Source organism: Rhizobium sp. 21-4511-3d (assembly GCF_053522545.1).
In genome coordinates this window covers 203,019-229,050 of record NZ_JBNWCF010000001.1, presented here as the reverse complement: position 1 = coordinate 229,050, position 26,032 = coordinate 203,019, and the positions used below count along the sequence as shown (strand labels likewise).

Here is a 26,032-nt window from a genome sequence, read left to right as displayed (position 1 = left end):
CGCATCGCAATGCGGGCCAGATGATGGCAGCGAGCCGGCCGCACGATGGCGGCCGGATCCGGCATATCAGGCATCGTGGCGGCGGCAGCCGCGCACGAAGAGCTGGATGCAGCTCTTCATATATCCAATGAGAGAAGCGCGATCCGGCAGGCCTTCACCGGCGCTCATGCGCGATGCGAAGCCGCCGAACATCATCGAGATCAGCATGGTCGCCGCATGGCCGGCATCGTCCACCTGGAGGATCTGGCGGACGTCCTGGAAGGAGAGCCAGTCGGCGAGGTTCGACATCGTCGCCTGTGCATCATTGCTCTGCTGGCCGCCACCGAGCCGCGGGCCGGACGGATAGAGCGCTGCAATGCAGGTCGTGATTCGACGCTCGGTCTCGGCCGAATCGTTGAGATCGAGATGGAAGATCGACATCAGCACGTCTTCCGGCGCCCGCGGCTCGTCGAGCGGCCGTGGGAGTGCCAGCAGCTGACGGGGTGATGCGACGCGCGACGTGCTCCACTGCAGACCGTCCTTCGCATATTTCTTCGTCCGCGAGTTGAGCGAACGGGTGACCGCCGCAAAACGCGAAATATCCGAGTAGGTGATCTCGAAGCTCAAGTCGTTCAGCCCGCGGTGCAGGCGGAACGTCTGGCCGCCGCCGAGATGAAACTCGGATGCGCCTGTTTTGGCAGATACCGGATAGACCGCCGCAAAATGATCGTGCAGGGCCTTGTAGAGCCGGGGATTATTGAGATCGGTCAACGAAGCGATCGAGCGATACATGGCGCGCTCAGCGCCATCCTGCTCGGCCAGGCCACCGTAAGAAGGTTCACGCAACATTTGATTGATCCTGGCGGGCAATGGCTTCGTTCCGTTCGAGGAACTCGGCTGATGGCCCGCTGCGTGGCGACGAGAGAAAGAAACCATCCGCGTGGCGTCTTTCAGGTGCGGGAAAGTGACATATAGGTCACAGTGTTATGCTCCTCACTGGCCCCCCGGTCGCACTTGGATGAATAGCACCAAGCTCACCCAGTACTTATATCATATTTTTGTGAGCGTAATACACGGATCCCTAATAGAGGGCGCAGTCTGAAACGGCTGATTGCAAAGCTTTCTCAGCTTTTCCCGCGTTTACAGCGCTTTAGACAGTCATATCATCCATTTGCGAAGTATTGCCGCCGCCTGCCCGCGCAAGTCATCTGCGACAATCTGTCATTATTTGCGGAACGCATATGTACCAAAACGCGAGCACGAATACCGCCAAAGGCGTGCCATGCAGCTGTTCATGCAATTTTCGAGAGAATTCCGACTCAGCGCTAAATCGCGCCGATTTCCTTGAGCTTCCTCAGCACCGCCTCGTTCGGCTCGCCATTCTCGGGCAGATTATAGTGCTTCTGGAAGTGGCGGATGGCGGCGCGGGTCTGTTCGCCGGCGACGCCGTCGACGCCGACATTGGCGTAGGCCATGTTGGCGAGGCCCTTCTGGATCTTCAGGACCAGATCAACGCTGGTGAGCTCGCCGGAGGTGACCTGCTTGGGGGCGGCGGGTGCGGTCTTCACCTGCTTTTCGGCGCTGCGGATTGCGGCCGCGACCGGGTCTTCCGCCGAGGCCTGGGAAGTGACGTCCTCGCGCGGCTTTTCGGCGGGGATGGTCGAGGGGCCGACGGAATCGGTCTTCAGGGCGGCGAGCACATCCGGCGTCGCGTCGCCGCTCTGCGGCATGCCGACGGTTTCCTCGAAGAACAGGATGGCGGCGCTGGTGCGCGGGCCGATGACGCCGTCTGCGGTGCCGTTATAGAGGCCGCGACGGATCAGCTCCTTCTGGATGTCCATGACCAGCTGATTCGGCTGCTGCCCGCTTACCGCATTGGCGGGCGGCGTGGCGTTGGTGGTCGAGGCATCGCCCTCTTCGCCGGGGCGCTCGATCTTGAAGGTGGTGACGGCGCCCGGATGCGGCTCCTCTATCGACGGACGGCCGATCGAGAAGGGCGAGGTCAGATCGCGGGTGCGGAAGAAGGGATGCGGGTGGTTGCCCGGCTGATACCAGAGCGCATTGGCGGCAACGAAGGAGAAGATGACAACGAAGGCGACGGTGCCGCCGGCGACCGATGGATTGCGCGCAACGACGCCGCCGAGCATCGAAGCGCCCGTCATGCCTACGCCGCCCAAGGCGGCTGCCCCCGTGAGAAGCAGACCCGGCTGCTGCCGGCCCCTCTTCCCCTTAGGCGATTTTCGCTTGCGCGCGGCCATCGAACAGCCCCTCTTCCAAACCGGCAGCCGGTGCTGCCGCAGTCTTCAGGCGCGGCGGAAACTCGACGGCCGTCTCCCGTGCCGCATCGGCGGCGGAGGCGCCGGAACCATCCGCCGCGATCGATATGGTGATAATGGTGCCCTCGCCCGGCGCGCTGGCCAGCGCAAAGTGGCCGCCATGCAGCGCCACCAGCCCCTTGACCAGCGACAGGCCGAGGCCTGTGCCTTCATATTGGCGGGTATAATCGTTCTGGATCTGCATGAACGGCTGGCCGAGCATGGCGAGCTTGTCCGTCGGAATACCGATGCCGGTATCGCTGACGCTGAGCTGCAGGATGCCTGCGCGCACCGACGCATCGACGGTGACCGCCCCGCCCTGCTCCGTGAACTTCACGGCATTGCCGACGAGATTGATGAGGATCTGCTGGATGGCGCGCTGATCGGCAACGACCTCGTCGAGATCGCGCTGGATGCGGCTCGTCAACGTCACGCCCTTGCTCTTGGCCTGCAGCGCCAGCATGGCCTCGCAGGAGCGGATCGAGGCGCCGATATCGAAGGGCTCGAGCAGCAGCTCGTAGCGGCCCGCCTCGATCTTGCTCATGTCGAGCATCGTATTGACGACCGACAGCAGATGGGCGCCGGAATCGCGCACCAGGCCGACATATTCGCGCTGGCGCTCGTTCTCGAACTTGCCGAAATACTCGCCGAGCAGGATATCCGAGAAGCCGAGGATGGCATTCAGCGGCGTGCGCAGCTCGTGGCTGACGGCAGCGAGGAAGCGGGACTTGGCATCATTCGCCGATTCGGCGTCGGCAGCACGGCTCTGCGCGTCGAGGCGCAGCTGCTGCTCGACCGAGACGTCGCGCAGCTGGGCAATGACGGCGGCAAGCTGACCCTCGCCATCGCGGCGCGCGGTCATATCCATACGCAGATAGGCGAACTGGCGCAGATCCCGCGAGACGCCGGGACGGTCGAGCCTGAGATCGACGCTGACGGACTCATCGCCCTGGCGCAGCTGATCGAGCGCCTGCAGGAAGAGGATGCGGTCGGAGACGTGCACCTGCTCGATGAAGCCGCGGCCCTTGGGCTCGCGCATCCAGGCGAGATAGTCGCTGATATCGCGGCCGCCCGACGCGGTGACGTTGCCCTGCGCATCGAGGAAGAGCACGAGGCCGGCGCTGTTTTCCAGGAAGAAGTCTTCGGCCGGCTGCGAGGCAACCGAAACCGTCGCCTGCGTCTGGCGCGACAGCGCGATGCTGCCGACGGCCGAAAACAGGAAGGCGGCGCAGACGGTGGCGACGCCGGCAGGCAGCGCCACAGCAGGGCTGGTTATAAAGGAGAGGCCGGCAGGCGCCGCAATCAGCGCACCCGAAGACAGGAGAGCGAGGCGGCGCAGGATGGCAAGTTCGCGTTCGGCCACGGCCTCGCCGCTTCCCGTGCGGGAAAGCCAGCTGGCCGCCGCCCGGTCCACGAGGGCTGCTGCCCGGTTGCCGATGTCACTCAATACTCGCACGCAATACCCGCCCGAAAAGGCTCTTTAACAAGACCGGACAATAGGCCCTGGCCGCTTAAAGAAAGGATAAGGCAAAGGCCGCCTCCACAGCCGGAAGGCGGCAAAAGTCCCATTTTGGACCATCCGGAAGCTCCTTTGTTTTTTGTGGTTAATAGGGGGTAAGCGATGGATTTCGCTCGCATTTCAGCTTCGCGTTAACTTTTGCGGCGAGCCCGCCATTGAGATTCCCTGCAATTACAGGCGGCAGGTCCCGCCATGCTTAACGCCGATGGCTACAATTTGACTGAAATACGGTCCAACGGCCTTTATTTAAAATTCGAATTAAATTTGCCGCAAATGCCGCGGAGTTTCGAAAAGTGGCATTCGCACTTCCGCGCTAGGGTGAAAGCACACCGGAAACGGACCCTGATTCGGCAACAAGACCGGACGGGAAAACAGGATGGGCAACGACAATGAGACTACTGATCAAAGGAAGCTTCTGGTTCGGACTTGTGCTGGTGCTCTTGCCGCTTTTCAGCTCGGAAAGCTCGACGCGCCTCGCCAACGACCCCCAGGTCCAGTTCTCCGACGCCTTTACCGCCGTCAGCGGCGCCTATGACTATATTGCCGGCATGTGCGGCGAGAAGCCGGAAGTCTGCAGCAAGGGCGGCGAAACGCTGACCGCGCTCGGCTACCGGGCCCGCGAAGGCGCCCGCGTCGCTTACCAGCTGATCGACAGCCAGCTTTCCGGCGACGAGAAGGACAAGCCTTCCGCCAAGATCGCCGAAGCGGCAAAGGCCGTCGCCCCGCTCGCCACCCTCGCGCCTGCCGCAGCGCTCGCCCCTTCCGCAAAGGAAGAAAAGACCGCGGCGCTGAACCAGCCGATGCCGTACCGCCCGCCGGTCGATGATGCGGCCGCCTCCGACGCGGTCGTCACCGGAACCGTTCCGGCCGTCATCCCGACCCCGAAGCCGCGCCCGGTTTCCTGACAAATTCCGCGGACCCCCGGCCCGCAACCAAGCTTGCACACCGGTCTTCCCTTGAGGGAACGCCCCGTGCCTGACGTGCCTGCCCTGTTTATTTCAGCATTTTGCTGCACGCCGTGAGGATGCCCATCCTTCACGGCGTTTTCTTTTTAATGGTTCAAAACGGCGGCCACTTCACCTATATGCAGGGCATCACGGAAAGGCCCGCGCTCCCATGGCATCGCTTGACGAAATCATCGACGACTTCTCCTTCCTCGACGACTGGGAAGACCGCTACCGCTATGTCATCGAACTCGGCAAGGCGCTGCCGGATCTCGCAGAGGACAAGAAGACCTCGGAGAACAAGGTGATGGGCTGCGCCAGCCAGGTGTGGCTGGTGACCCATACGGACGGCAATGTCGACAATCCCGTCATGACCTTCGAGGGTGATTCCGACGCCCATATCGTGCGCGGCCTCGTCGCCATCGTGCTCGCCACCTATTCCGGCAAGACCGCCTCGGAAATCGCATCGCTCGACGCCTTCGAGACGTTCGGCAAAATCGGCCTGGTCGAGAACCTCTCGGCGCAGCGCTCGAATGGCCTGCGCTCGATGGTCAACAGGATCAGGGAAGAGGCACGGGTTCGGGCTGCTGCCTGAAGCGTCAGCCTTCGAGCAGCTCGCTCGCTTCCTGCCGGCGCCCCCGCAGCCGCCCGGCGTCGCGGGCCGGTGACTGGCCGAACTGGCGGGCATATTCGCGGCTGAACTGGGTGGCGCTTTCGTAGCCCACCGAGAAGGCCACGCGGGCCGTATCGCCGGGATCGGCGAGCAGGCGGCGGCGGGCTTCGTGGAGCCTCAGCTTCTTCTGGTACTGGATCGGGCTCATCGCCGTCACGTCCTTGAAGTGCTTGTGGAAGACCGACGGGCTCATGCCGGCGATGCAGGCGAGCATCTCGACGGTGATTGTCTTGTCGAAATTCTCGCGGATATGGCCGATGGCGCGGCGGATCTGGCAGAGGCGGCTGTCGCTGACGACGAGCTGACGCAGCGCCGGGCCATACGGCCCCTGCAACAGCCGGTAGATGATCTCGCGCTCCAGCATCGGCGCCATGACCGGGATGTCGGCCGGCTTGTCGAACAGTTTCACCAGCCGCAGCCAGGCATCGGCAAGCTCCGGCGTCACCGGGCTGATGCCGAAGCCCGGGCCATCGGCAGGCGGCGGCAGGTCGGGCATCGTCAGGATGATGTCGCTGACCACGGCGATATCCAGCGTCAGCGCCAGCGCCAGATAGGGATGATCGGGTGCGGCCTCGACGATCTGGCAGGCGCCGGGCACCTCGATGCTGGCGACGAAATAGCTGGCGCGGTCATAATGCAGCGCCCTGTCGCCGATGATGGCGCATTTCGAGCCCTGCAGCACGAGGCAGAGCATCGGCTCGTAGATGCCGGCGATCATCGGCGTACGCGCCGAATCCCGGGTGATCGTCACCCGCGGCACCGGCGTCTGCGTCAGGCGGCCGTCTGCGTGTTTCAGCGCGCGATCGCGCAATTCGTCCATCACATCCATCATGGACATATGGTGACATGGCGGCCGGACGCAAGACAAGGCGCGCGCCCGGCGCGCATCAAACGTCAGGAGGAATAGGCAAGAAGCCGGGACTTTAGGGCTCACGCCGGAGGGGCGATCGACACGATCTCTGTTGCTCCACAAACGGAGTGCGAACATGACATATACGAAGACTGCAGTGGTAACCGGCGCCAACAAGGGCATCGGTTTCGAAATCGCCCGGCGGCTGGCGGCGGAAGGATACCGCGTCTTTCTCGGCGCCCGCGACCGGGGCCGCGGCGAAGCAGCCGCCGCCAAACTCAGGGCGCAGGGCCTCGATGCCCACTGGCTGGAACTCGACGTCACCGACGACAGGAGCGCCGCCTCCGCGGCCAAGACGCTTGCCGCACAGACCGGCACGCTCGACGTGCTCGTCAACAATGCCGGCATTGCCGAGGGCTTCGGCATCTCGCCGCTGGAAGAGCCGATCGAGACCACCAGGAAGGTCTACGAGGTCAATGTCTTTGGCCCGATCCGCGTGACCCAGGCCTTCATGCCGCTCCTCAAGGCCTCGAAGGCCGGGCGTATCGTGATGATGAGCAGCGAGCTCGGCTCCATCCAGTCGCTGCTCGATCCGGAGAACGAATTCTACGCCATTAACGCGCTCGGCTATAACAGCTCGAAATCGGCGCTGAACGCCGCCACCGTCTCGATCGCCAAGGCCGCCGAACCCTTCGGCATCAAGGTCAACGCCGCCGACCCCGGCTATACCGCGACCGAGATGAACGGCAATAGCGGCTACCGCACGGTGGAACAGGCCGCCGAAGTGGCGGTGAAGCTCGCCACCCTCGGCGAAGACGGGCCGACGGCGGGGTATTTCAACCATAATGGCGTGTTGCCCTGGTAGGCTTGGAGGCTTGGCTTCCCCGCCGGTCTATGATGCGTCACTCCGCGCTATTGCCAGATAGCGCGGGACAAACCCTAATCGAGAAGACGCATTGTGGGGTATAGGTATTGGATCACAGCGGCGACGGGCGGCCATTGCTTTGGATAGCGTTGATCTTCTTGAGCAGCTTCAGCGGTTGGTCTTGGTACTGGTTTATCCGGTCGATCATCTTCTACATGAGAAACGACTTCGATTTCAGCATCGATTTCGGTCCGAAGATCTATATGTCTGAAATCGACGATGAACGATTTGTCGTAACACCGTGGCAGAAGCTGGTGATCGCTTGGCCGATTATCGTCATCATAAGCTTGGGCATGGTGGCCGGCGTCGTGCTGGCATTGACGGGCGTCCTAAAGGTCTGCCTCGACTGCGTCTCGCTTTGAGGCCTTCGCGGCAGATGCCTTCCGCCTGAGCCATCGCCCCCGGGGCGGCGGCGGCCAGAGGCATCGGAAGGCCTCTGGCTTACCGGTCCAGTTGATCACAGCACGGACACGTCGAGCGGCGGCGGGGGCGGTGGTGGCGGCGGAGCAACGGCTGCCGGTGCCGTGCGAAGCGACGGACCGCCCTTCTTGTCGCTCCCCTGGTCGGTGCGGGAATCGCTGAAGAAGCCGCCTGCCTGGCAACCCTGAGCGCGGTGGTTGCGTTGCTGTTCCGATGTGACGAAGCGATTGGCGTCACACCCACGGTGCCTGTTCTGATCCGTCGCCACGCAACCGCTTGCGATGACGACGAAAGGCAGGATGCAGAGCGTGTAACGCATTGTCATGATCTCTTCCTTTCGAGGTTGTTACCCCTCTGAGGACAAAATCCACAACCTGGCGTACGTTCCGGATTGCAGCGGCATCAGGCGCTACAGCCTGTGATTTGGATAATCTTGGATAAGGATGGGTTTAAGCTGTTGGTGGCATTGGGGAAAGGTGTTTGATTTTGGGGCTGTGGGTGTTTGCAGATAAAGTTGCGCGGCCAGACGAGCTTTATGCCCGCGGGTTACCCACAATAAGGGCATGAGGCTCGCCACCCTCGGCGAAGACGAGCCGACGGCGGGGCATTTCAATCATAATGGGGTGTTGTCGTGGTGAGATGATGAGCGCCGATCACTTCGGTGTCTCGGCGCCATCAACTCCTTGCGTTTTCCAAACTCGCACAAGGCATCAAGGGATGGCTTCAATCATCCGCCAGCGCATGCTTGCGAATTAGGCGTGCTAGTGCGAAATCGCCAGCCCTAGATCTGAGTAAATCGGAGCGAGCTCATCGTCCGTCAGCAAACCTGGCGAGGCAGCGATGTTCGGAAAATTGCCAACGACGAAGTAAACTAAAAAGATAGATGGCAGCGTATAGAGCACCTGCGTTTTTCGCCGCTCTTGAATGCGTTTTGTGATGAACTGCTTCGTCTTGAGCCAAGAGACAATTTCTTCAATGGAAGTCTCAGCTGCAAGAGGGAGATAGGCATCGACCAGCTCACCATCGAGGCGCGCAATCGTAGCGTCAACACCTATTGTTTCAGCGTAGTGCCGAGATAGCGCGCCAATGAGTTCCTTAACTCCGCTAACAGACGCACCGATCAGCGCACCGACCTGACGGAAATAGTCATCGGTGGCCTCAATTAATGCCATCGCCTTTGCTGCAGCACGCATCATTTCTGGAGTAGATTTAACACTCGGCTTATAGATTGTGTCATGCGTTACTTCGCTAAACGCGTGCTGAAGCAGGGTTCGAATCTGCACTTCACAAGGAATGTCTAGCGGTATTGAGTTACCGTCGGCATTAACTCCGGCCTTTGCCCGCACAACGTAATGAACTGATTGATATCCAAACTCCCAAGGCTTGCGATCGCGCTCCTCCACGAAATCTCTGGATTTCTCCCAAAACCAAAATTTGTCCCCAAACTGCGTGATCGCATTCTCGACGATTGAGATTTCATCTGAGGTCAGCACAACAAATCGAACTCCAACCTTGTCCTCGATTTCGTCGTAAGGGTTGGCATAGCCCTTCCCACGGTAGAGCGCCTTTTGGATAAGCGATGTCTCTTCCTTAAGTCGCGGGGCTACTGGCAAGCGCAGGAATAAATGCGGCGCCTCAATATCAATTGAAAGCGCTTCAACGACCTTTTCAACGACGAACTTACCCCATACTTCGTAGCTCGCCTTATCGGCGCGCCAACGCTCAAGGATTTCCAGTTCGCTTGTCATAGCTGCTCAATTACTGGCCTTCTAATAGTGATCCGTGTCCAAGTTTTCACTTCCGTTTCGGCGACGTCTGCTGCAGGAACTTCTTCAATAATAGCAGTTCCATTCCGAATTGCTTCGGGCGACGCAGAAAATTCAATATCGGGACCGAACTTATATTTCCGGCGTTTCAGCCTGCCGCCCATTTCACTCACATCACGAATAACGGCTCGGTCAGTGGGAAACTTTTTGCTTTCAAGAAATTTGTTGAAGGGATCACGGAGCTCTGGCGGTAAGTAGGCGTCGCCGAACTGTTGCGAGGTAAAGGTTGGCGCTTGATCCACCTTAACGAATGCGAAAAGAGCGTCGCCCAAATCCCGTCTAAGATCACGATCGGTTATCCGATCCCGAACAAACTCTTTGGTCAGATCGAAGAATTTCGCCGTCTCGTACTTCCCGTTCTCGGGAAACGCACAGCCTAAAAAGCCGTCATAGAAATAAACCGCGGCATTCTCACGCCGCGCAGCAGTTATGTTTGCATCAAACACGAAGCAGCGCCACCTTGTATCATTCGTGACGGCTACGTCGTCTGCGACAAACAGGGCCAACTTATAAAGCCTCGTAGCTGGCGTCAGAAAGATGTTCTCAAGGAACTCGGTGACAACCTTTGAAGCAGCCAGTCGCCTCTGGAAGCCCGATTGCATCTCTGCCTTCATTACTCCAACAAAGGGTTTCTCATCGCTGCCGACTGTTCCGTCAAATACGAGCAACATACCACCAGGAATGCCTCGCGATTTTTGGGCGTCAGCAAGGCCATCCGCCACTTGGTTTGATGTTGCCGGAAAGTCTTTGTCATTTGCGAGCACAAGTTGCCGAGCGATTCCGACCACGCTGCCCTCTCCGGTCTTCACAATGCGCATTTCGATGCTTTTGGATTGCGCGGACAGTGCATCGGTAATTCTCACGCCGAAGTGCGTAAGGGCTTTAGTGTCGAGCACCTCAAGTTCTTTGCCGTAGGCTGGCGGAACTAAATTCGGTCCGTCTTTCCGTTGGAAAACCTCATGCATGACCACCCGATTGATAGTAAGATTTTCGACGATCACAATTCACCTCCCCTGGTCATTAGAGAGCCAATTCTAGGTTGAACTGATTAAGGAAAGATAGCAAGAACAAAAAGAGACCATACGCGTCTTTGTATGATACTCTACGCGCTCCTCGCCATGTCCCCCGCAAACCCCTGCCCCACAGCCGCCCCGACGCACCCGCCGCGCGTCCGATTCCGCCCGGCGCTCTTGGCTTCGTAGAGCAGCTTGTCCGCACGCTCGTAGATCGCCGCGAAGTCCTCGCAGCCGGCGAGCGCGGTGAGGCCCATGCTGGCGGTGACCGGGCGGCCGAGGCCGGGGACGGTGTGGGCGACGATGGCGGGGATGGCCTGGCGGCGCAGTTCAGCCTGCGTTTCGGCGTCTTCACCGCGCAGCAGGAGGACGAATTCCTCGCCGCCGAGGCGGTAGGCGCGGACGTGCGGGCCGGGCTGGAGGGCGCGGGCCACGGCTTTCAGCACCTCGTCGCCGATGCTGTGGCCGTTGACGTCGTTGATCGCCTTGAAATGATCGATGTCGATGACGGCGAGGGCGCAGAAACCTTCGGCGCGCAACTGCTCGAACTGGCGCTCGATGGCGCGGCGGTTCAGGAGCGCGGTGAGCGCATCGGTTTCGGAGAGGCGTTCGAGCAGCTCGGCTTCGTTGCGGGCGCGGTCGCGCTCGCGCTTCATGGTGACGAAGCGTTCGGCGACGCCGAGCGTGGTGAAGACGACTTCGCAGACGCAGCCGGCATAGAAGAGCAGCGCCGCATCGGTGCTGTGCAGCCAGGGAACGAGACCCGTTACCAGCCGGATCAGGCCGACCGCGACCATCGGCGCATAGCCGATCGCCTGGTAGCGCGCAGCGCGGCTTCCGCGGCGCCAGGCATCGATCATCGACAGCATGAAGATGGCAAGGACGGGGGCGAAGGCAGCCGTATAGGCGCTGGACTGGATGGGGCGGGCGACGAAGGGGAAGGCCGCGTGGAAGACGCTCAGGAAGATCGCCCAGGCGGCGCACCAGGGCAGGACGCGCCTGAGCAGCCGATGCATGAGGCCGGGCTCGACGAAGCTGTAGGTGAACATCGCCCCCGAGGCGACCGTCATGCCGAAGATCACCGTCGTCATCCAGCTCAGCGTCATCGCCGGCGGATCGAAGAGCAGGACCGAGAGACCGGATGTGACCAGAATGGTCGCCAGCAGCGAGAAGGTGAGCGCCGTGTGCCAGAGAACGAAGGTCTCGCGCAGCGCCCGGTAGAAGGCGGCGTTGAAAATCAGCGGCATGACCAGCATGCCGGCGAGCCCCGCGAGAAGCAGCGCGAAGCGCATGTCGCTGACATCGCCGGCGGCATCGACCGGGGCGAGATAGGCGCGCTCCAGCGTCATCTTGTGGCTCGGCAGGTCGATGGCGGCGACGATCTGCCGGGTTTCGGCCGTGACCTCAGGCAGGTGCGCCTTGAAATAGCCGCCGGCCATGGAACTCCGGAGTGCGGCGGCGGGGATGGTGTCCTGCCGGATCGCGCCATCGCGATCGATCGCGAGAAGATGCACGGCGGCGAGTGCTGCGCGGCGCGAGAGGAAATAGCGGGGAAGCGGCTCGCCGGGGACGATCTCGAAACGCAGCAGGACACGCTCGGCATCGATCGAGAATTCGCGGGTATCGCAGGACCATCGCTTCTCATCGCTGATGACGGCAGCGACGTCTTCCGAGAGGCTGGCAGGGGCCCAGCAGGAGCTCGGAATCCCTGATGGCTCCGCTTCGCCAGCCGATGCGGCAGCGAAAGGCAGCAGCATCATCAGAAGCAGAACGGCCAGCGAAAGCAGGTTTCGAAGTCCACGCGTAGTCATGACTTTCCCTTACCGCGAAAAGCTTTTGATGCCGTTAATCGCGGCCCCAAGAAGCTGCTATCGCCGGTGTCATGCCGCAGCGCCGCAGGGGCGGCAAATGGCCTCGCAGGGATCGCCGGATAGTGTCACAATCCTGTTCGATTTGATGTTTAGAGCGCAGAAAAACGGCACAGAGGATCGTCGGATGGCTGAAGAAAAGCCCCTTGAATTCGCAGGCGGGATCGTCGATTTCGATGCCGGGCACGGCGAGGCGGCCACCGTCGAGATGAAGGACTACAGCGACAGCCTGGCCCAGGCCAAGGCGAAGTCGGTGCGCCTCGTCGACGCGATCACGGGTGCTGCGCTGAAGAAGAAGGACGCCATCCACTTCGACGACCTGCGACCTGCCCTTGCCGACTTCATGCGCCAGAAGCATCCCGGCCTGCGCTCGGACGACTATATCAACCGAAAGGTCGTGGACGACTATCGCGGCCAGTACATCGCCGAGCTGCTGCGCGACGAGCGCGGCGAGCTGTCCAACCTCGAGGACGAGGTCGTCGAAAGCCTCAGAAGCCACGACACGCTGGCCGAAAACATCGAAGAGGATTACGAGGAGCGCCGCTCGATCGGCGACCGCGTCGCCGATGTCGTCGCCACCTTCGGCGGCAGCTGGACCTTCATCATCTCCTTCTGCCTGTTCCTCGCCGTGTGGATGGGCATCAACTTCCTGATGGGCGAGCAGCGGGCGTTCGACGCCTATCCCTTCATCCTGCTCAACCTCATCCTCTCGACCATCGCCGCGCTGCAGGCGCCGATCATCATGATGAGCCAGCGCCGCCAGGAATCGAAGGACCGGCTGCGGGCGCTCAACGACTACAAGGTCAATCTCAAGGCCGAACTCGAAATCCGCCACCTGCACGAAAAGGTCGACCACCTCCTGAACCGGCAGTGGGAGCGGCTGACCGAGATCCAGCAGATCCAGATCGAAATGATGCTGGAACAGGCCAAGGCCGCCAACCGCGCCCTGAAGCTCAGCAAGGCGCAGAAGACCAAGACCAGTGCTCTGAAGAACCTGTTCAATGCCTCGAAGGCGGACGAGACGGATAACTAATTGCAGGGCACTCAGGCGGCGACGCGGATGACCTCGGCGGCGCGGCCGTATCGTGCCACCGATGCCGCGTGAAACTTGATGAAGTCGGCCGCCGTCAGCGGCTTCGAAAACAGCCATCCCTGCCCGAAGGTCACCCCGTGTTCGCGCAGGTAGCTCGCCTGCTCCTCGGTTTCCACGCCCTCGGCGACGGTGAACAGCCCGAGCTCCTTTGCCATCTCGATGATATGGGAGGTGACGGCGCTCGTTGCGGTGCCCTTGCCGATCGTGTCGACGAAGGACTTGTCGATCTTCAAGGCGTCCATCGGCAGCCCCTGGAGATATTGCAGGCTGGAATAGCCGGTGCCGAAATCGTCGATCGCGACGGAATGGCCGGCCTTTCTGGCGCGGTCGAGGCTGATGCGGGCCGCATCGATATCGATGAACCCCCGCTCGGTCGCCTCGAACCAGATCTGCTCGTTGCGGATGCCGGTCTTCTTGAGTTTCAGCGACGCCATGTCGAGGAAGCGGCCGGTCTTGATGTCATCGGCGGAGATGTTGATGGCGACGTGCAGCGACCGGTCCTGCTCCAGCGTGCGCCCGAGATCGCTGATGACGCCATCGACGACCTGATCGGTGATCGCGGTGATCAGGCCGGTTTCCTCGGCGAGCGGGATGAAGAGGTCCGGGCGCACCATCGTGCCGCTCGGCCATTTCCAGCGCACCAGCGCCTCGGCGCCGACGCAGACCCCAGTCGAAAGCTCGACGATCGGCTGGTAGTGCACGAGGAATTCGCGCTTGTGGATGCCGATCTCGAGCTCGCCGCGCGGCGAGAGCCGGCGGCGCGAGAAGTAGACGACGATGCCGACGATGAAGGCGGCGATGAACAGGCCGGCCGGGAGCAGCAAAAGCAGCTCGCCGCGCAGCCGTGAATAGACCTTGGTGACGGGCTCGGTGACCACGGCGGCAAGGCCGCCATCGGCAACGGTGGCGAACATGTCGCTGCCGTCGATGCCATCGGCCTTTTGTTCGAGGTGGCGGCGCGCGAAGGCGACATCGGGGCTGTTCTTGCCATCGATCAACAGCCCGGTGGAATTCGTGAGTGCGAGCGAGACATCCGGCGGCAGGCCGACATCGACGAAGCGGGACGGCGTCACCAGCACATTGTGGCTTCCCAGATGCAGGGCGACCATCGGCTTTGCATGGGTCACGGCCGGCTGGATGCGAAGCGTCACTTCCACGCCGTCGGGAGTCACGTAATCGACGCGAGCCTTGCCGATATCGCCTTCGGTCAGGCCCCAGGATGTGCATTTGAGCTTGCCGTTGTCGAAATAACCGATCTCCTCGACGGAGGGCGTATTGATCGTCAGCGTACGCATCAGCGCGAGATGGGCGGGGGAGCAGCGAGCGGCGCCGGAGGCCTCCATATCGACCAGCGCCTTGCGGGCATCGGCAAAGGTGAAGTGCGCGCGGGCGATCGCGTCATTGCCGGCTTCGTCGAGAACCCGGAGCTCCTTGTTGATCGCCAGTTTCCAGGAGGCATAGCCCATGACCGCGAGAGGGATAAGCGCGCCGACGGTTGCCAGCACGACGCTTAGTACGATGACCCTTGAACGCCTTGCCTGCATGCGGACGACCCTCCACAGAGCCCCATTCAGCCACAAATCGCTTAACGCAGGTCTTAGACCGGGATTGCAATTTTAAGTATTTTATCGGGTTGAATTCGCGCGCATCGCGGTTTGCCTCAGCGCTCCGCCTTCTGGAAGATGTGGGCGGCCGATATGCGGGTCGTGGGGATGACCGGGCCGAGAAGCGCGCGAAGGTTTCCGGTCAACGCCTCGGCGACGCTTTCCTGCCGTTCCGGCGCGAGCGCCAGGAAGGGTGAGAGGCTGCGATGCAGGGCGACGAAGCGCTCGATGCCGTAGTCTTCGGCAAGCTCGACATGGCAAAAGAGCCTCTCTTCGAAAGCCTCTGTCTGCAAGGGCCCGGCAAGACCGCGGAACACCGCGGCGACATCATCCCGCGATTGTCTCGCGATCGGCTGCTTGTAGCCGGAGCGCCGGAACGCCTCCTCCACTGCCTCGGCCTGCCCGGCCGCCGGCTGGGGCTCCTTGTTCCACAGCAGCACGGCAAATCCACCCGGCACCAGCACTTCGCCGATGCGCCGGACGCCTCTTTGCTGATCGATCCAGTGAAAGGAGGATGCGGCAAGAACGATATCGAACGGGACCGGGAGATCGGCCTGCTCCAGCGTGCTCGTCTGGAAGGAGACATCCGGAAAAGGGGCGAGGATTTCACGCGCAATCGCCACGAAATCGGCATTCGGCTCGACGCAGGTAAAGCGGCCGCCGAGCGCGGCGAAATCCTGCGTGGCGGTGCCCGGGCCGCTGCCGACCTCCAGAATACGGCTGTCCGGCCGCCACCCCGCGACGGCTGCGGCTGCGGCTATCAGCGCAGCCGGATAACGCGGCCGTCCCTCCACGTAAAACCGTGCACCGCTGGAATACCAGCGCGCCTTTTCATCATCGGTTTTTTCGTCGTAGATCGGCAAGCGTGATCCTCCGTGATACCGCTTCCTTCTCGACAGCAGGCCGGCGACCGTTGCCAATTGCGGAACGGTCAGCGTCGGCGCCGCAAGCCAAGACTATGTTCTCGTCTGGCATGCCGGTGTTGCCGCGCATGGCGGAATCTTAATCGTGCCACCATATCCTGAGTTGCACACGAACATCGGTATCACCCACGCGATTAGGGAGGTCGCCCATGCTGTTTCTCGAGTTATTGCGCATTTCGGCCGCGGTCTTTCTTGCCATGTTAGTTGGCGGAACACTCGGTGGAAAGATCAGTGGTGGCCCGGCGTGGAAAAGCGCGATCGCAGTCTTTGTCGGCGTTCCATTATCCGTGGTGGTGTTCTTTCTAATGCAAGGACGCGGGTCGCCGGCATCGCTGATTGCCGGTCAAGTCCTCGTCGGCGTGACGTTCACCTGGCTGATAGGATGGACGCTTGGATTGCGCTTCTACCCCATCCTCGGCATGCTGATCGGCGGCTGCGCTTTTGGCGCGGTGGCGCTAAAGGTGTGTCTCGTTGTGATTGCCGCCAGTGATGCCGCTCCCTACTAACGGCCACATGTGCCGCAAAGCTGCGAAAGCAAGGTCCACCTTAATTTGGCTTTCCGGCTACGCATCTCTGCGGTTAGGCTAGCCCGGAATAGCCCCGCTTATGGAGATGAAGCATGTTCACCCACGTTATGATCGGCAGCAACGACCTGGAGCGGTCGCGCCACTTCTATGACGCCACCTTCGCGGCATTGGGCGGCAAGCCCGGCGAGATGGATGCGCGAGGCAGGCTGATCTATGACCATGAGGGCGGCCGGCTGATGATCACCACACCGATCGACGGCAAGCCGGCGACCGCCGCCAATGGCGGAACGATCGGCATGGGTGCTGCAAGCCAGGCCCACGTTCTCGCCTGGCATGCCGCCGGTGCCGCGCATGGCGGCACGGCAATCGAGACCCCACCCACGGAACGCCCGAACGGGGCGTTTGTGGCCTATCTGCGCGATCCCGACGGCAACAAGCTGACGGCGCGCACCAAGGCGACGAAGTGAGATGGAGTGCGTCAGGCTTTGGCCGCTTCCGCAAGCAGCGGTCATTGCAGCCGCCATTGCCACTAATCTCCGCCTGGAATTGGCTTGAAGAGGGCCGCTATGGATGAGGAAGTCTCAGATCGCGTCGTTGAACAAAGGTGGCGAAATCGGGTTATCGAAGCTGTCGAAGTTCTTGCTCGGGGGAACGAAGGGCTCATTGCGGTAAATTACAACGAATACTTCCTGGGGTTTTATGACTGCTGGGACGATGGGCAGCTGCTCGTGCGGCCGAACAGTGCCTTCTCGGCCGAGGAAGAACAGGCGGTGAATGCGCTGGGGCGTATGCTGGAAGGCATCACAAAGGATACGCTGCAGTTCCAGAGCGAGGCAGAGTATATTCGGTCGGGATGCGCTGAACGGATCAAGCCTGTGGCGCAGCACGTTCTTGAACTGTTTCTGTCGCGAGGCCGGTTTAGCGAGGATTATGAGGAAGCATCGCCGACTCTCACTGGACCTCAACCTAGCTAGGGATGTGGCTCTTTTCCGGGAGAAACCGCTCGGCGGCGATGCGGTCTCGGCGGCGTTAGGCGTTGAGTGGGCATTGCTCTCGATCAGAAATGCGTAAACGGCTCGCTGGAAACGCTGCTTCGACGCTCTTCTCCTGCCGCATATCGAGGAAGGTGACCGACAGCCGCGGCAAATGCATCGCGAATTTCAGATTGGCTGAAGTTGCGGTCCCATAGCTCGGTCATGAGTGTCGTCATGATATCACGCAGCGGCTCTGTTGGATGACCCTCCTGCCTGGAGAGCTCGGCGCAACGCAAGGCGAAATTCGAGGCTGCGGTCAGGCTGAATACGCCCCACTGTTCTTCACTCTGCTCGGGCATCTTTGACCTTCCATCATGTTGCTGGCCACGAGAATACACCTGGAAAGCAAATTGTCTGCCAAGGGGGCCTCGACTCAATCCCGACAGCCCGCGTCAGGCCTTCGTCATTTCCGCTCCGGCCTTCGACTTCAGCAGGATGATGAGAAGCAGTCCGGCGACGATGAGGGCTGCGCCTTCGAGATGATAGCGCTGCAGCTGCTCGCCGAGGATGAGGTAGGCGAGGACGGCGATGAAGATCGTCTGGATGTAGAGCAGCACGCCGGCCCGCGCTGCGCCGAGCGCCTCGATGCTGCGATTGAAGAGGTAGTACATGATCGCGCCGCCCGGGATCGCCACATAGCCGAGTGCCAGTAGGCCGCTGGCATTGAGCGCCGCGCGCTCGTCGGAGGCAAGCTCGAAGAGGTAGAAGGGCAGCGCCGTCGCGACTGCGGCACCGAGCAGCAGAACCAGGAGCGCCAGGCGGTTCAGATCGAATTTCGCCCGGCGCAGCAGCACGGTATAGAGGCTGAAGCAGAAGGCGCCGGCGACGATCCACAGCTCGCCGGGATTGAGGTCGAGGCGCAGGAGTGCCGCCGGGTTGCCCTTGACGATGATGACCAGGATCCCGAGAAAGGCGAGGATCGAGCCGATCACCTGCCAGCGCCCCATCGGCTCGGCCAGGATGAAACGGGCGAGGATCATGGTGATGATCGGGATCAGCGCGATGATGATGCCGGCGGTCGTGGCATCGGCATGTTCGAGGCCGACGAAGATCAGGCCCTGGCAGATCGCCAGCCCGATGCCGCCGATGACGAGCAGCTCCAGGCCGCGGGCCCGCACCAGCGCGATCATGGCGGAGAAATGCCGGTAGACGATCGGCATCAGGATCGCCCAGGCGATCAGCACCCGCCAGAAGCACAGCGCCCAGGGCGGCATCTCGGGAGAGACCCATTTGGCGGCGATATAGACGCCCGCCGACAGCAGCCAGCAGAAGACGCCCACGGAATAGGCGGCAGCGAGCGAACCGCCCGGCCCCTCTTCCGCCCCGACCGTGTCACGATGGACCGCCAAGACATGTATCGCCATGGAGGAGTTATGCCACAATTCCCCCGCGCTGCACAGATGAGGGCGACGGCGCGCTCAGCCGCCCTGATCGCGATCCATCTTGATCTGCCGCAGCATGCTGTGACCGGAGACGAGAAGCTCGAGCAGGAAGGCGGCCAGCGAGGCCATCAGCGAAACGATGGCGCCGCCGAAGAACCACACCAGATTTTCTGGCCTGAGACGCACGGCAAGCGCGCCGGAGAGAAGATTGAGGATTGCGCAACAGGTACAGATACCGGCGAAGACGCCAAGGATGACGGCGGCCTCGAGGATCAGGGTCCGGCTGCGGAGATAGACGAGCTGGCGCGAGCGGTTTTCGCGCGGCAGGTGGGTGTCCGTCACCTCGTTCAGCCTGTCCGAGACGCGCCCCAGACGGGTGACGTAGATCCCGACAAAGGCAGCGGTGCCGGCAAGCAGGAATACCGGGGCAAGCGAGGTCTGGATGACCTCTGCATAGTCGACAATGATCGGAGGGGTGTCCATCCGGATTCCCTAACAGTTCGATGCTGCAACAGGATATCAGGATATGACGGGGGCTTCCACGGAGGCAATGTGAAAGGTGGAGGCTCAGCCAAGGAGGACGTTGGCACGGCTTGGCTCGCCGACTAGAACGACAGGAACAAACGAGGGAGGATTGCGATGACGGACGTGCTCGACAAGGGACCTTTCTTTCATGGCACAGTCGCAACTTTGCGCGCAGGTGATCTGCTCACCGCGGGATACAGGTCGAATTACCATCCCGACGTCGTCATGAACCACATCTATTTCACAAGCCTTGTGGACGGCGCCGGGCTTGCCGCCGAAATTGCGGCGGAACTCATCAAAGGCGGCAGCATTCCGCATGTCTACGCTGTGGAACCGACAGGGCCATTCGAGAACGACCCGAATGTGACCGACAAGAAATTCCCCGGAAACCCGACCCGGTCCTACCGCAGCCGCGCACCGCTCAAGGTCATCGGCGAAATCACGCACTGGACCAGATTGACGCCTGAAGCCCTGCAGGCGTGGAGAGAACGGCTGGCCGTGCTGCTTTCCGACGAACGGGCAGAGATTATCAACTGATGCGGGGGACGCGGAGGTGTGGGGCGTCAACGGCTGTCGCCAGAGCGCTACGCTGTCCGGTCGCGTCCGCGGCGGAAGAGTCTTCTCAGCCCAAAGACTTGGGCTGACTGGATTCCTGTGACGAGCACAGGAATGAGGGAAGTGGCAGCCTGCCCAAGCACAGGGCGGAGGGGAGCGCGAACGGCAGCTATGCGCCCGTAAATTCGAGATCTATTCAATCGGCCGGACCGGCAAACAGTATGAGATTTTCGTCCGGGTCCCTGACAATGAAATTTCGAGCGCCCCACGGCTCCTTCTTGAGCGTCTGGTGAAAATCCACTCCGGCAGCCTGGAAATCCAGAAAGAGCCGCTTGATCTCACTTGCGGTGTCGACCGTGATCGAACCGGAGAGCAGATGTTCGCGTTGCCGGATGTCGCCGGCAAACACGGGCTCGCAAACGAGCCTCAGAGCGAGGCGGGCGTTGTCACGAACGACCTGTCCGTAGAATGGAGGGTCGCCGTAAACAAAGTCGAGCGCGAAGCCGAGTTTGCCGGTGAAGAATTCGCACGACGCTCTGATGTCGGAAACGAAGAGTTGTGCGGAGACAGAACTGAGAACCGGGTGGGATGCGGTCTGTTTGCTTTGATTGTTCATATTGGGATTGTCCATACGGGCTCCTGACCTGAGCGCCAGCCACCCTTCGAATCCCAATTGACGCGCGACAAGATCTTGCGCGTCTTTGAGCTTGAAACTGGATTCCAGTATCTGATTATCGTCGAGATGTTGAAATCGTGGCAAAGCAGCGCGGATATGGGCCGCGACCGGATAATACCGCTCGCGATGCCACCGCAGATACTGCTTGGCTTGCTTCTTGAGGTTTTCGAGATTCGGCATAGGCGCTACCTTTGAAAGTGTAGGCGGGCGTTGCCCAGTCGGCTCAACGGCCGGTGCACCCTACGTAGCGCTATCTTCAAAATGCAGAACTTCCGTGAGACGGTCAAGACCCACGACCTTTCTATCACAAAGCCTGCGATCGAACTCCGAAGAGTTTCCGCAACGACAGCCGTCATGGCCAGATCATCGACCGCGTCGAGCGAGAATGGATGACCCGTTTGGGCCGACGTCGGTCACCAGCCCGCCGCCAGCCTTCGAAAGGATTTTGCAGCATCGCGTCCCAGTCAGCCCAAGCGCAGGGCGGTGTAATCACGTCTGCTTTGCGCAAACGCCAGTCAATATCGGATCGCTAACGTTATGTAAGACACGCGCGAAGGCGTTTGGACATAGCTGGCATCAGGGCCGGATTTACGCCTTGCAATCTACAACGTCCGATGGCGAGATAGACTCTCGCCAACATTGCACGGAAAGCACGAGATATTGGAAAACATTGCGCACTTAATCGCTTACGACGAGGCTGGGGAACTGTCTTCATTAAAGCCTTTATCGGATGAGCAAGTTGCAGCAATCGCCGCGCAGCATCCCGGAATCTCGAACCAGTATCTTGAGTTTGTTCGAGAGATCGGTATCGGTTCGACGACAAGAGGTCTCAATGTTTATGATCCAGAGCCTGCATCAAACGCTGAAATTCACCCGTCCTACCAAGCCTATCAATCTTTGAGTTATAGGGCACTGACTGGACGCCCCCAGCCCCCAGTGAACCCGTTTCCTGCCGACGCGGTCGCCGTCGCAGACAGTGGGGCATCATGGCGGTATTGCCTTTGCCCATCGGTAGGCTCGGGAGTTTTCTGTCTGGACATGGCTGGTCCAAGCTTCGAACCTGAGTGCGATGATTTCTTTTCGTTTGCCGCGCGCACCTTAATCCTCGGCAGACGCTCGGATCAGTAGCCTCTCCTAGGGCCGGACTGTGACCATCGCCAACGCCGAATCTCGAAAGAGCTGCGCTGGGCGACCACCGCCCCTCCATCTCTTCTAAATCAACGCAGCGAGAACCTTCATCAGCTCAACCGCCCTAGCCCTGCTCAGGGTGACGGATGCGTTGGCTGTGTGTGTGCCGCGGCCATCGTCACTGCGTGTTTCAGACACGTTGAGCCGAATTGTTCTGTCGTTGGAGCTGATTGTTGCCGTCAGACTAGCGCTGCTCGTGGTTGTTTCGTCCCAAGTACAGCTCTGCTTCATCCCATTGATCGGATAGGGATTGTGGATAAAACGCTTAGGAAAATCCATTACGAGTATCTCGCGGGGTGAAAGAAAGCGCAGCATGCCACGCGGCGTTGTTGCGTCAACACACCACCGCACCATCACCGACACGATTTACCAAGCATTATATTTAGGGTCAGATGGCTTCATGATCGAACCTACCATAAATTTTGTCGAGCTGTCTGAAATCCGAGCTTTAACGGAACGGCTCTTTGAGAGGCTCCGAGAAGTGGGGCTTGATCGTGTGCCGCTCGACCAAGGTCCTTTTTGGACGGTTTTCTTCGATGAGGCGTTCGGCGAAGTAGCGCCCGAGCCGATGCTGACCGACGTTGGCGATTGCGTCGCCGATCTGCGGGCGGAAGTAAGCGCCGAGGAAATGATCGGCTGGCATGCGCTACATCATTTGTCCGAACTGCTGAGTTACCTTGCGAAGTGCGATCTCGATGGCAATCTAAGTCGCTAGTGCCCCCGCCCCATCATCAATCGTCGGCACAACGTCCCCTCAATCCCGATAGCCAGACCCCTCCCGGTCCAGCACCCGCCTGACACTTTCCAGGTGCATGCGCGCACTCTCCGGGTCGCCCTCGCGCATCTGCCTGGCCGCAGCGGCCGCAACCTCGGCCGGAACCGGCAGGAGGCGGCGGCCGGTGCTCATGGCTTTGAGCTGCACTTCGGCGGCGCGTTCGAGGTAGTAGAGATCGTCCCAGGCCTCGGCGATATTGGGGGCGCAGACCATGACGCCGTGGTTTTTCATGAACAGGATATCGTTGCCGCCGAGGACGGCGGCGATGCGGTCGCCTTCGCGTTCGTCGAGCGCCAGGCCGTTGTAATTCTCGTCGACGGCGACGCGGCCGTAGAATTTCAGCGCGGTCTGGCCGGCCCAGACCAGCGGCTCGCCCTCGACCATGCTGAGTGCCGTGGCATTCGGCATATGGGTGTGGAAGGCGGCGCCGACGCGGGGCGACATCTTGTGCAGGCGGGCGTGGATATAGAAGGCGGTCGCCTCCGGCACGCCGTCACCGGCGACGACATTGCCCTCGAAATCGCAGATCAGCAGCGAGGAGGCCGTCGCCTCCTGGAAGGCCCAGCCGAGGCGGTTGACGATAAAGAGATCGGGATGGCCGGGCACGACGGCGGAGAAATGGTTGCAGATCCCCTCCTCCAGGCCGAGTTTCGCCGCCATCCTGAGGCAGGCGGCGAGATCGGCGCGCGCCTTCCAGATCTCCTCGGTATCGAGCGAGACATTGCGCAGGAGGGCAGGCCCGCCCTTGGTGATGTTCAGTTCGTGAGCCATGGTTGCCTCCGCAGCAGTGGTTAAATCCAGCCGGCGGCAGCGAGCACGCCGGGTACCTTTTCGAGATCGGGAACGACCGCATCGGCGCTGTAATCGCTGAGCGGCTTGCGCCCCGTTCCGCGATCGACCCAGACCGTACGAAAGCCCAATCTGCGGGCGGCGGCAAGGTCAAGATGCGGGCTTGCGCATATATGGACGAGATCATTCATGCCGATGCCGAGTTCCTTCCAGGCATGATGGAAGATTTGGGTGGTGGGCTTGTAGGCGCCGGCCTGCTCTGCGGTGATGACGCGGTCGACATGGCCGCCGAGCTGGGCGACGTTGCCCGCAATGATCGCATCGTCGGTATTGGAGATGATGGCGAGGCGGAAGCCCGCCGCCTTCAGGCGCCCCAGCGTCTCCACCACTTCGGGAAATGGCGGCATCCTGCCGATCGAGGAGGTCAGGATTTCGGCATCATCGGGGGTGAAGGCGAGGCCGAATTCGCCCATCGCCCGCTCCAGCGCGATGGCGCTGACATCCCCGAACGAGCGGTGCGGACGCTCCTCTTCCAGCGCGTGTTCGTGGCGGTCATAGGTGGCGATGAAGGCGGGCTGGTCGATATCGCCGCCTTTCGCCGACAGGATCCTGTCCATGGCGGCGAGCAGGCCCTCGTCCCATTGAATGAGCGTTCCGTAGCAATCGAAGGTCAGCCAGCGCGGGCGGTTTCCGGGAAGGGTCATATCCGTCGTCTCCTTGTGTGGGAGCAGATTGACAAAGGCCGGCGCCATTGAGAAATTAAATAAGGAAATTTCTCTCAGTGAAAAATCAAATGAGCTACGGTTTCGATCTCGATCTCCTCAAGACCTTTGCCGCCGTCGTCGATACCGGCGGCTTCACCCGGGCGGCCGAGCGGGTGCATCTGACGCAATCGACGGTCAGTCAGCAGGTGAAGAAGCTGGAGACCAATATCGGCCATGCGCTGCTGTTGCGCGACACGACGGGCGGCGTGCAGACGACCGAAGCGGGCGAGCTGCTGCTCAGCTATGCCCGGCGGCTGCTTTCGACCGCCGAGGAAGCGGCCGAGGCGATGCGGAAACCCGCGGCGCCGCGCACCGTGCGGCTCGGCGTGCCCGAGGATTTTGCCGGGCGGCGGCTGATCGGACTGCTCTCGGGTTTTTCGGCCGCCTCCCCGCATATCAGGCTCGATACGGTGAGCGGCTGGAGCACGGAGCTGCGCCGGCTGCTGGAAGCCGGCGAGATCGACCTGGCGCTGATCAAGCGGGAGCCGGGCGATGGCGCGGCACTCGCAAGCTGGAAGGAAGAGCTGATCTGGGTGGAGGGTGAAACGCGGGCGGCGGAGAGTGATCCGGTGCCGCTGGCGGTGTTTCCGGTCGGCTGCATCTACCGCGAGCGGGCAATCCGCGCCATCGAGCGCAGCGGGCGGCGCTGGCGGATCGCCTATACCAGCCAGGGGCTGATGGGCGTGCAGGCGGCCGTCGCCTCCGGTCTCGGCATCAGCCTGCTGCCATCGGATGCGGTTTTGCCGGAGCACCGGCCGCTTTCGGCCGCCGATGGCTTCGAGCCGCAACCGGCATCGGAGCTGGCGCTGGTGAAAGGGCGGGCACGGCTTTCGGCGGAAGCGAAATCGCTCGGCGAATTCCTGACCGGCAATCTGGCGCCCTAGGGCCGATTGGCCCGGAAATGCGGCAGGGGCGAGCGTGGCGCCCGCCCCTCAGCCGGTGTCTCAGCCGAACTTTTCGGTCGTATCGGCCTTGCCCTTCACCCAGTAGCCGGAGGCCTTGATCCAGGCGAGCGGATAGCCGCGCTCTTCGGTGAGATAGGCGCGGATGGCGCGCACCACCGAGGCCTCGGCGGCGACCCAGACGAGGGTCTGCGGCGCGATGTCGATGCCGCTCAGCGCGGCGATCAGCGGTGCGGCATCCGTCGCATCCGAAAGCGGGCGGTGGGTCCAGCGGGTGGTGAGCTCAGCCGCCGTCTCGAAGCTCTGCTGCTCCAGCGGCCCGGCGACGGCGCCGAGCACGGTGATGACGGTGCCCTCACCGCTTTCCTCGACGCGCCGGCCGATTGCCGGAAGCGCGGTTTCATCGCCGACCAGCAGCCAGCGCCTGACCTTGTCGGAGATGACGGCCGAGCCGCGCGGGCCGCCGATTTCGAGCGTGGTGCCGGGTTTAGCATCGATCGCCCATTGGGTGACCGGACCGGCCTCGTGCAGGGCGAAATCGATGGTCAGGCTGCGGGCGGCGTTGTCATAGCGGCGCGGGGTATAGTCGCGGCGCTCTTCCTCTCCGTTCGCACCTGGCACGATGACCTTGATATGGTCATCCGGCGCGAGGCTGACGAAATCGGCGAGGTCTTCGCCACGGAGCACGACGCGACGCATGCCGGGCGTGATGTCGGTGACGCTTTCGGCCACCAGCGAGCGGCGGCGCAGCTCATGCCTGACACGTTCGATTTCAGGGGCGGAAATATCCTTGGCGTTGGTATCCATCTTGTCCTTCAGGGGCTCATAAAGCTCGATCCGCAGGACACAGTCGCGCAGATCGAAGCCGCAGAGCCGTTCGATCATACGCGTTGAGTGACGTTAACGCTTACGTGGCCGGGCAGGCGCCCGGACAGTGACGAACCGGCTTAAACCGACAGTGGC

The 26,032-nt window shown here is 61.5% G+C and carries 29 protein-coding genes; 12 read left to right on the top strand and 17 right to left on the bottom strand.

The annotated features are described in order from the left end of the window. Positions 1–66: 66 nt before the first annotated feature. From ACQZ5H_RS01280 to ACQZ5H_RS01270, 3 genes are all read right to left on the bottom strand, one after another. Positions 67–828: a hypothetical protein gene (locus ACQZ5H_RS01280; RefSeq protein WP_112719142.1), complete on the bottom strand. Its 762-nt coding sequence runs from the start codon at positions 826–828 to the stop codon at positions 67–69. 476 nt (positions 829–1,304) lie between these two features. Beyond that, entirely contained in the window at positions 1,305–2,237 is a 933-nt protein-coding gene (locus tag ACQZ5H_RS01275; protein ID WP_449096512.1) for a peptidoglycan-binding domain-containing protein, read from the bottom strand. Further along, a complete protein-coding gene (locus tag ACQZ5H_RS01270; protein ID WP_449096511.1) occupies positions 2,209–3,750 on the bottom strand; it encodes a sensor histidine kinase in 1,542 nt (513 codons plus the stop codon). The genes ACQZ5H_RS01275 and ACQZ5H_RS01270 overlap by 29 nt, the downstream gene beginning before the upstream one ends. Positions 3,751–4,202: 452 nt before the next feature. Between ACQZ5H_RS01270 and ACQZ5H_RS01265 the strand changes: the two genes are divergently transcribed. Next, positions 4,203–4,718 carry a DUF5330 domain-containing protein gene (locus tag ACQZ5H_RS01265; RefSeq protein WP_449096510.1) on the top strand — a complete coding sequence of 172 codons (516 nt, stop codon included), beginning with the start codon at positions 4,203–4,205 and terminating at the stop codon, positions 4,716–4,718. Between the two features lie 211 nt (positions 4,719–4,929). Then, entirely contained in the window at positions 4,930–5,352 is a 423-nt protein-coding gene (locus ACQZ5H_RS01260) for a SufE family protein (protein WP_449096509.1), read from the top strand. 4 nt (positions 5,353–5,356) lie between these two features. Here ACQZ5H_RS01260 and ACQZ5H_RS01255 read toward each other — a convergent pair whose 3' ends face one another. Next, positions 5,357–6,250: an AraC family transcriptional regulator N-terminal domain-containing protein gene (locus ACQZ5H_RS01255; RefSeq protein ID WP_449096508.1), complete on the bottom strand. Its 894-nt coding sequence runs from the start codon at positions 6,248–6,250 to the stop codon at positions 5,357–5,359. A 166-nt stretch (positions 6,251–6,416) separates the two neighbouring features. Between ACQZ5H_RS01255 and ACQZ5H_RS01250 the strand changes: the two genes are divergently transcribed. Beyond that, positions 6,417–7,145: an SDR family oxidoreductase gene (locus ACQZ5H_RS01250; protein WP_449096507.1), complete on the top strand. Its 729-nt coding sequence runs from the start codon at positions 6,417–6,419 to the stop codon at positions 7,143–7,145. A 107-nt stretch (positions 7,146–7,252) separates the two neighbouring features. After that, positions 7,253–7,567, top strand: a complete 315-nt coding sequence (locus ACQZ5H_RS01245; RefSeq protein WP_413711242.1) for a hypothetical protein — start codon at positions 7,253–7,255, stop codon at positions 7,565–7,567. A 95-nt stretch (positions 7,568–7,662) separates the two neighbouring features. On the opposite strand, the gene ACQZ5H_RS01240 is transcribed toward ACQZ5H_RS01245, so the two are convergent. The 4 genes from ACQZ5H_RS01240 to ACQZ5H_RS01225 form a co-directional block, all read right to left on the bottom strand. Further along, a complete protein-coding gene (locus ACQZ5H_RS01240; RefSeq protein WP_449096506.1) occupies positions 7,663–7,950 on the bottom strand; it encodes a hypothetical protein in 288 nt (95 codons plus the stop codon). Positions 7,951–8,386: 436 nt separating this feature from the next. Further along, entirely contained in the window at positions 8,387–9,373 is a 987-nt protein-coding gene (locus ACQZ5H_RS01235) for a GTP pyrophosphokinase (protein ID WP_449096505.1), read from the bottom strand. Beyond that, positions 9,370–10,452, bottom strand: coding sequence for a nucleoid-associated protein (locus tag ACQZ5H_RS01230; protein ID WP_449096504.1), 1,083 nt, complete (start codon positions 10,450–10,452; stop codon positions 9,370–9,372). The genes ACQZ5H_RS01235 and ACQZ5H_RS01230 overlap by 4 nt, the downstream gene beginning before the upstream one ends. A gap of 101 nt (positions 10,453–10,553) precedes the next feature. After that, positions 10,554–12,275 carry a sensor domain-containing diguanylate cyclase gene (locus tag ACQZ5H_RS01225; protein ID WP_449096503.1) on the bottom strand — a complete coding sequence of 574 codons (1,722 nt, stop codon included), beginning with the start codon at positions 12,273–12,275 and terminating at the stop codon, positions 10,554–10,556. Positions 12,276–12,459: 184 nt separating this feature from the next. On the opposite strand from ACQZ5H_RS01225, the gene ACQZ5H_RS01220 reads away from it, so the two are divergent. Continuing rightward, complete coding sequence (locus ACQZ5H_RS01220) at positions 12,460–13,365, top strand: DUF1003 domain-containing protein (RefSeq protein WP_449096502.1); 906 nt, start codon at positions 12,460–12,462, stop codon at positions 13,363–13,365. Between the two features lie 11 nt (positions 13,366–13,376). On the opposite strand, the gene ACQZ5H_RS01215 is transcribed toward ACQZ5H_RS01220, so the two are convergent. After that, complete coding sequence (locus tag ACQZ5H_RS01215; protein WP_449096501.1) at positions 13,377–14,969, bottom strand: EAL domain-containing protein; 1,593 nt, start codon at positions 14,967–14,969, stop codon at positions 13,377–13,379. 116 nt (positions 14,970–15,085) lie between these two features. Continuing rightward, entirely contained in the window at positions 15,086–15,892 is an 807-nt protein-coding gene (locus ACQZ5H_RS01210; RefSeq protein WP_449096500.1) for a class I SAM-dependent methyltransferase, read from the bottom strand. 209 nt (positions 15,893–16,101) lie between these two features. Between ACQZ5H_RS01210 and ACQZ5H_RS01205 the strand changes: the two genes are divergently transcribed. The 3 genes from ACQZ5H_RS01205 to ACQZ5H_RS01195 all read left to right on the top strand — a co-directional run bounded on the left by ACQZ5H_RS01205 (position 16,102) and on the right by ACQZ5H_RS01195 (position 17,453). Beyond that, a complete protein-coding gene (locus ACQZ5H_RS01205) occupies positions 16,102–16,458 on the top strand; it encodes a hypothetical protein (protein WP_449096499.1) in 357 nt (118 codons plus the stop codon). A 113-nt stretch (positions 16,459–16,571) separates the two neighbouring features. Next, positions 16,572–16,946, top strand: coding sequence for a VOC family protein (locus ACQZ5H_RS01200; RefSeq protein ID WP_449096498.1), 375 nt, complete (start codon positions 16,572–16,574; stop codon positions 16,944–16,946). Positions 16,947–17,045: 99 nt separating this feature from the next. Next, positions 17,046–17,453, top strand: coding sequence for a hypothetical protein (locus ACQZ5H_RS01195; RefSeq protein WP_449096497.1), 408 nt, complete (start codon positions 17,046–17,048; stop codon positions 17,451–17,453). Between the two features lie 83 nt (positions 17,454–17,536). Here ACQZ5H_RS01195 and ACQZ5H_RS01190 read toward each other — a convergent pair whose 3' ends face one another. From ACQZ5H_RS01190 to ACQZ5H_RS01180, 3 genes are all read right to left on the bottom strand, one after another. Further along, the gene (locus ACQZ5H_RS01190; RefSeq protein ID WP_449096496.1) at positions 17,537–17,812 is read right to left on the bottom strand and encodes a hypothetical protein; all 276 of its coding nucleotides are present in this window, start codon (positions 17,810–17,812) and stop codon (positions 17,537–17,539) included. A gap of 93 nt (positions 17,813–17,905) precedes the next feature. Beyond that, positions 17,906–18,877, bottom strand: a complete 972-nt coding sequence (locus ACQZ5H_RS01185; protein WP_449096495.1) for a DMT family transporter — start codon at positions 18,875–18,877, stop codon at positions 17,906–17,908. A gap of 54 nt (positions 18,878–18,931) precedes the next feature. Continuing rightward, complete coding sequence (locus ACQZ5H_RS01180; RefSeq protein ID WP_199626483.1) at positions 18,932–19,378, bottom strand: DUF2721 domain-containing protein; 447 nt, start codon at positions 19,376–19,378, stop codon at positions 18,932–18,934. Positions 19,379–19,528: 150 nt separating this feature from the next. Between ACQZ5H_RS01180 and arr the strand changes: the two genes are divergently transcribed. Continuing rightward, positions 19,529–19,957, top strand: coding sequence for an NAD(+)--rifampin ADP-ribosyltransferase (gene arr, locus ACQZ5H_RS01175; RefSeq protein ID WP_449097007.1), 429 nt, complete (start codon positions 19,529–19,531; stop codon positions 19,955–19,957). A gap of 214 nt (positions 19,958–20,171) precedes the next feature. Here the strand turns inward: arr and ACQZ5H_RS01170 are convergent, their stop codons facing one another. Continuing rightward, complete coding sequence (locus tag ACQZ5H_RS01170) at positions 20,172–20,831, bottom strand: VOC family protein (RefSeq protein WP_449096494.1); 660 nt, start codon at positions 20,829–20,831, stop codon at positions 20,172–20,174. Positions 20,832–21,311: 480 nt separating this feature from the next. Between ACQZ5H_RS01170 and ACQZ5H_RS01165 the strand changes: the two genes are divergently transcribed. Then, entirely contained in the window at positions 21,312–21,779 is a 468-nt protein-coding gene (locus ACQZ5H_RS01165) for a hypothetical protein (RefSeq protein WP_449096493.1), read from the top strand. 373 nt (positions 21,780–22,152) lie between these two features. Continuing rightward, positions 22,153–22,554 (top strand): hypothetical protein, encoded by a 402-nt coding sequence (locus ACQZ5H_RS01160; protein WP_449096492.1) that lies wholly within the window; start codon positions 22,153–22,155, stop codon positions 22,552–22,554. A gap of 39 nt (positions 22,555–22,593) precedes the next feature. Here the strand turns inward: ACQZ5H_RS01160 and ACQZ5H_RS01155 are convergent, their stop codons facing one another. Together ACQZ5H_RS01155 and ACQZ5H_RS01150 are read right to left on the bottom strand one after the other, a co-directional pair. After that, positions 22,594–23,385, bottom strand: coding sequence for an aldolase (locus ACQZ5H_RS01155; RefSeq protein ID WP_449096491.1), 792 nt, complete (start codon positions 23,383–23,385; stop codon positions 22,594–22,596). A 20-nt stretch (positions 23,386–23,405) separates the two neighbouring features. Beyond that, a complete protein-coding gene (locus tag ACQZ5H_RS01150) occupies positions 23,406–24,107 on the bottom strand; it encodes a haloacid dehalogenase type II (RefSeq protein WP_449096490.1) in 702 nt (233 codons plus the stop codon). Positions 24,108–24,196: 89 nt separating this feature from the next. Here ACQZ5H_RS01150 and ACQZ5H_RS01145 point away from each other — a divergent pair, with 89 nt between their 5' ends. Next, positions 24,197–25,051 (top strand): LysR family transcriptional regulator, encoded by an 855-nt coding sequence (locus ACQZ5H_RS01145; RefSeq protein ID WP_449097006.1) that lies wholly within the window; start codon positions 24,197–24,199, stop codon positions 25,049–25,051. 60 nt (positions 25,052–25,111) lie between these two features. Here ACQZ5H_RS01145 and ACQZ5H_RS01140 read toward each other — a convergent pair whose 3' ends face one another. Continuing rightward, positions 25,112–25,876 carry a siderophore-interacting protein gene (locus tag ACQZ5H_RS01140; protein ID WP_449097005.1) on the bottom strand — a complete coding sequence of 255 codons (765 nt, stop codon included), beginning with the start codon at positions 25,874–25,876 and terminating at the stop codon, positions 25,112–25,114. Positions 25,877–26,032 lie beyond the last annotated feature (156 nt).

Coding starts and splice junctions, on each gene's coding strand:
- ACQZ5H_RS01280 (WP_112719142.1), bottom strand. CDS start 828: ATGTTGCGTGAACCTTCTTACGGTGGCCTGGCCGAGCAGGATGGCGCT.
- ACQZ5H_RS01275 (WP_449096512.1), bottom strand. CDS start 2,237: ATGGCCGCGCGCAAGCGAAAATCGCCTAAGGGGAAGAGGGGCCGGCAG.
- ACQZ5H_RS01265 (WP_449096510.1), top strand. CDS start 4,203: ATGAGACTACTGATCAAAGGAAGCTTCTGGTTCGGACTTGTGCTGGTG.
- ACQZ5H_RS01260 (WP_449096509.1), top strand. CDS start 4,930: ATGGCATCGCTTGACGAAATCATCGACGACTTCTCCTTCCTCGACGAC.
- ACQZ5H_RS01255 (WP_449096508.1), bottom strand. CDS start 6,250: ATGGACGAATTGCGCGATCGCGCGCTGAAACACGCAGACGGCCGCCTG.
- ACQZ5H_RS01250 (WP_449096507.1), top strand. CDS start 6,417: ATGACATATACGAAGACTGCAGTGGTAACCGGCGCCAACAAGGGCATC.
- ACQZ5H_RS01240 (WP_449096506.1), bottom strand. CDS start 7,950: ATGACAATGCGTTACACGCTCTGCATCCTGCCTTTCGTCGTCATCGCA.
- ACQZ5H_RS01235 (WP_449096505.1), bottom strand. CDS start 9,373: ATGACAAGCGAACTGGAAATCCTTGAGCGTTGGCGCGCCGATAAGGCG.
- ACQZ5H_RS01225 (WP_449096503.1), bottom strand. CDS start 12,275: ATGACTACGCGTGGACTTCGAAACCTGCTTTCGCTGGCCGTTCTGCTT.
- ACQZ5H_RS01220 (WP_449096502.1), top strand. CDS start 12,460: ATGGCTGAAGAAAAGCCCCTTGAATTCGCAGGCGGGATCGTCGATTTC.
- ACQZ5H_RS01215 (WP_449096501.1), bottom strand. CDS start 14,969: ATGCAGGCAAGGCGTTCAAGGGTCATCGTACTAAGCGTCGTGCTGGCA.
- ACQZ5H_RS01205 (WP_449096499.1), top strand. CDS start 16,102: ATGCTGTTTCTCGAGTTATTGCGCATTTCGGCCGCGGTCTTTCTTGCC.
- ACQZ5H_RS01200 (WP_449096498.1), top strand. CDS start 16,572: ATGTTCACCCACGTTATGATCGGCAGCAACGACCTGGAGCGGTCGCGC.
- ACQZ5H_RS01195 (WP_449096497.1), top strand. CDS start 17,046: ATGGATGAGGAAGTCTCAGATCGCGTCGTTGAACAAAGGTGGCGAAAT.
- ACQZ5H_RS01190 (WP_449096496.1), bottom strand. CDS start 17,812: ATGCCCGAGCAGAGTGAAGAACAGTGGGGCGTATTCAGCCTGACCGCA.
- ACQZ5H_RS01185 (WP_449096495.1), bottom strand. CDS start 18,877: ATGGCGATACATGTCTTGGCGGTCCATCGTGACACGGTCGGGGCGGAA.
- ACQZ5H_RS01180 (WP_199626483.1), bottom strand. CDS start 19,378: ATGGACACCCCTCCGATCATTGTCGACTATGCAGAGGTCATCCAGACC.
- ACQZ5H_RS01170 (WP_449096494.1), bottom strand. CDS start 20,831: ATGCCGAATCTCGAAAACCTCAAGAAGCAAGCCAAGCAGTATCTGCGG.
- ACQZ5H_RS01160 (WP_449096492.1), top strand. CDS start 22,153: ATGCCACGCGGCGTTGTTGCGTCAACACACCACCGCACCATCACCGAC.
- ACQZ5H_RS01155 (WP_449096491.1), bottom strand. CDS start 23,385: ATGGCTCACGAACTGAACATCACCAAGGGCGGGCCTGCCCTCCTGCGC.
- ACQZ5H_RS01150 (WP_449096490.1), bottom strand. CDS start 24,107: ATGACCCTTCCCGGAAACCGCCCGCGCTGGCTGACCTTCGATTGCTAC.
- ACQZ5H_RS01145 (WP_449097006.1), top strand. CDS start 24,197: ATGAGCTACGGTTTCGATCTCGATCTCCTCAAGACCTTTGCCGCCGTC.
- ACQZ5H_RS01140 (WP_449097005.1), bottom strand. CDS start 25,876: ATGGATACCAACGCCAAGGATATTTCCGCCCCTGAAATCGAACGTGTC.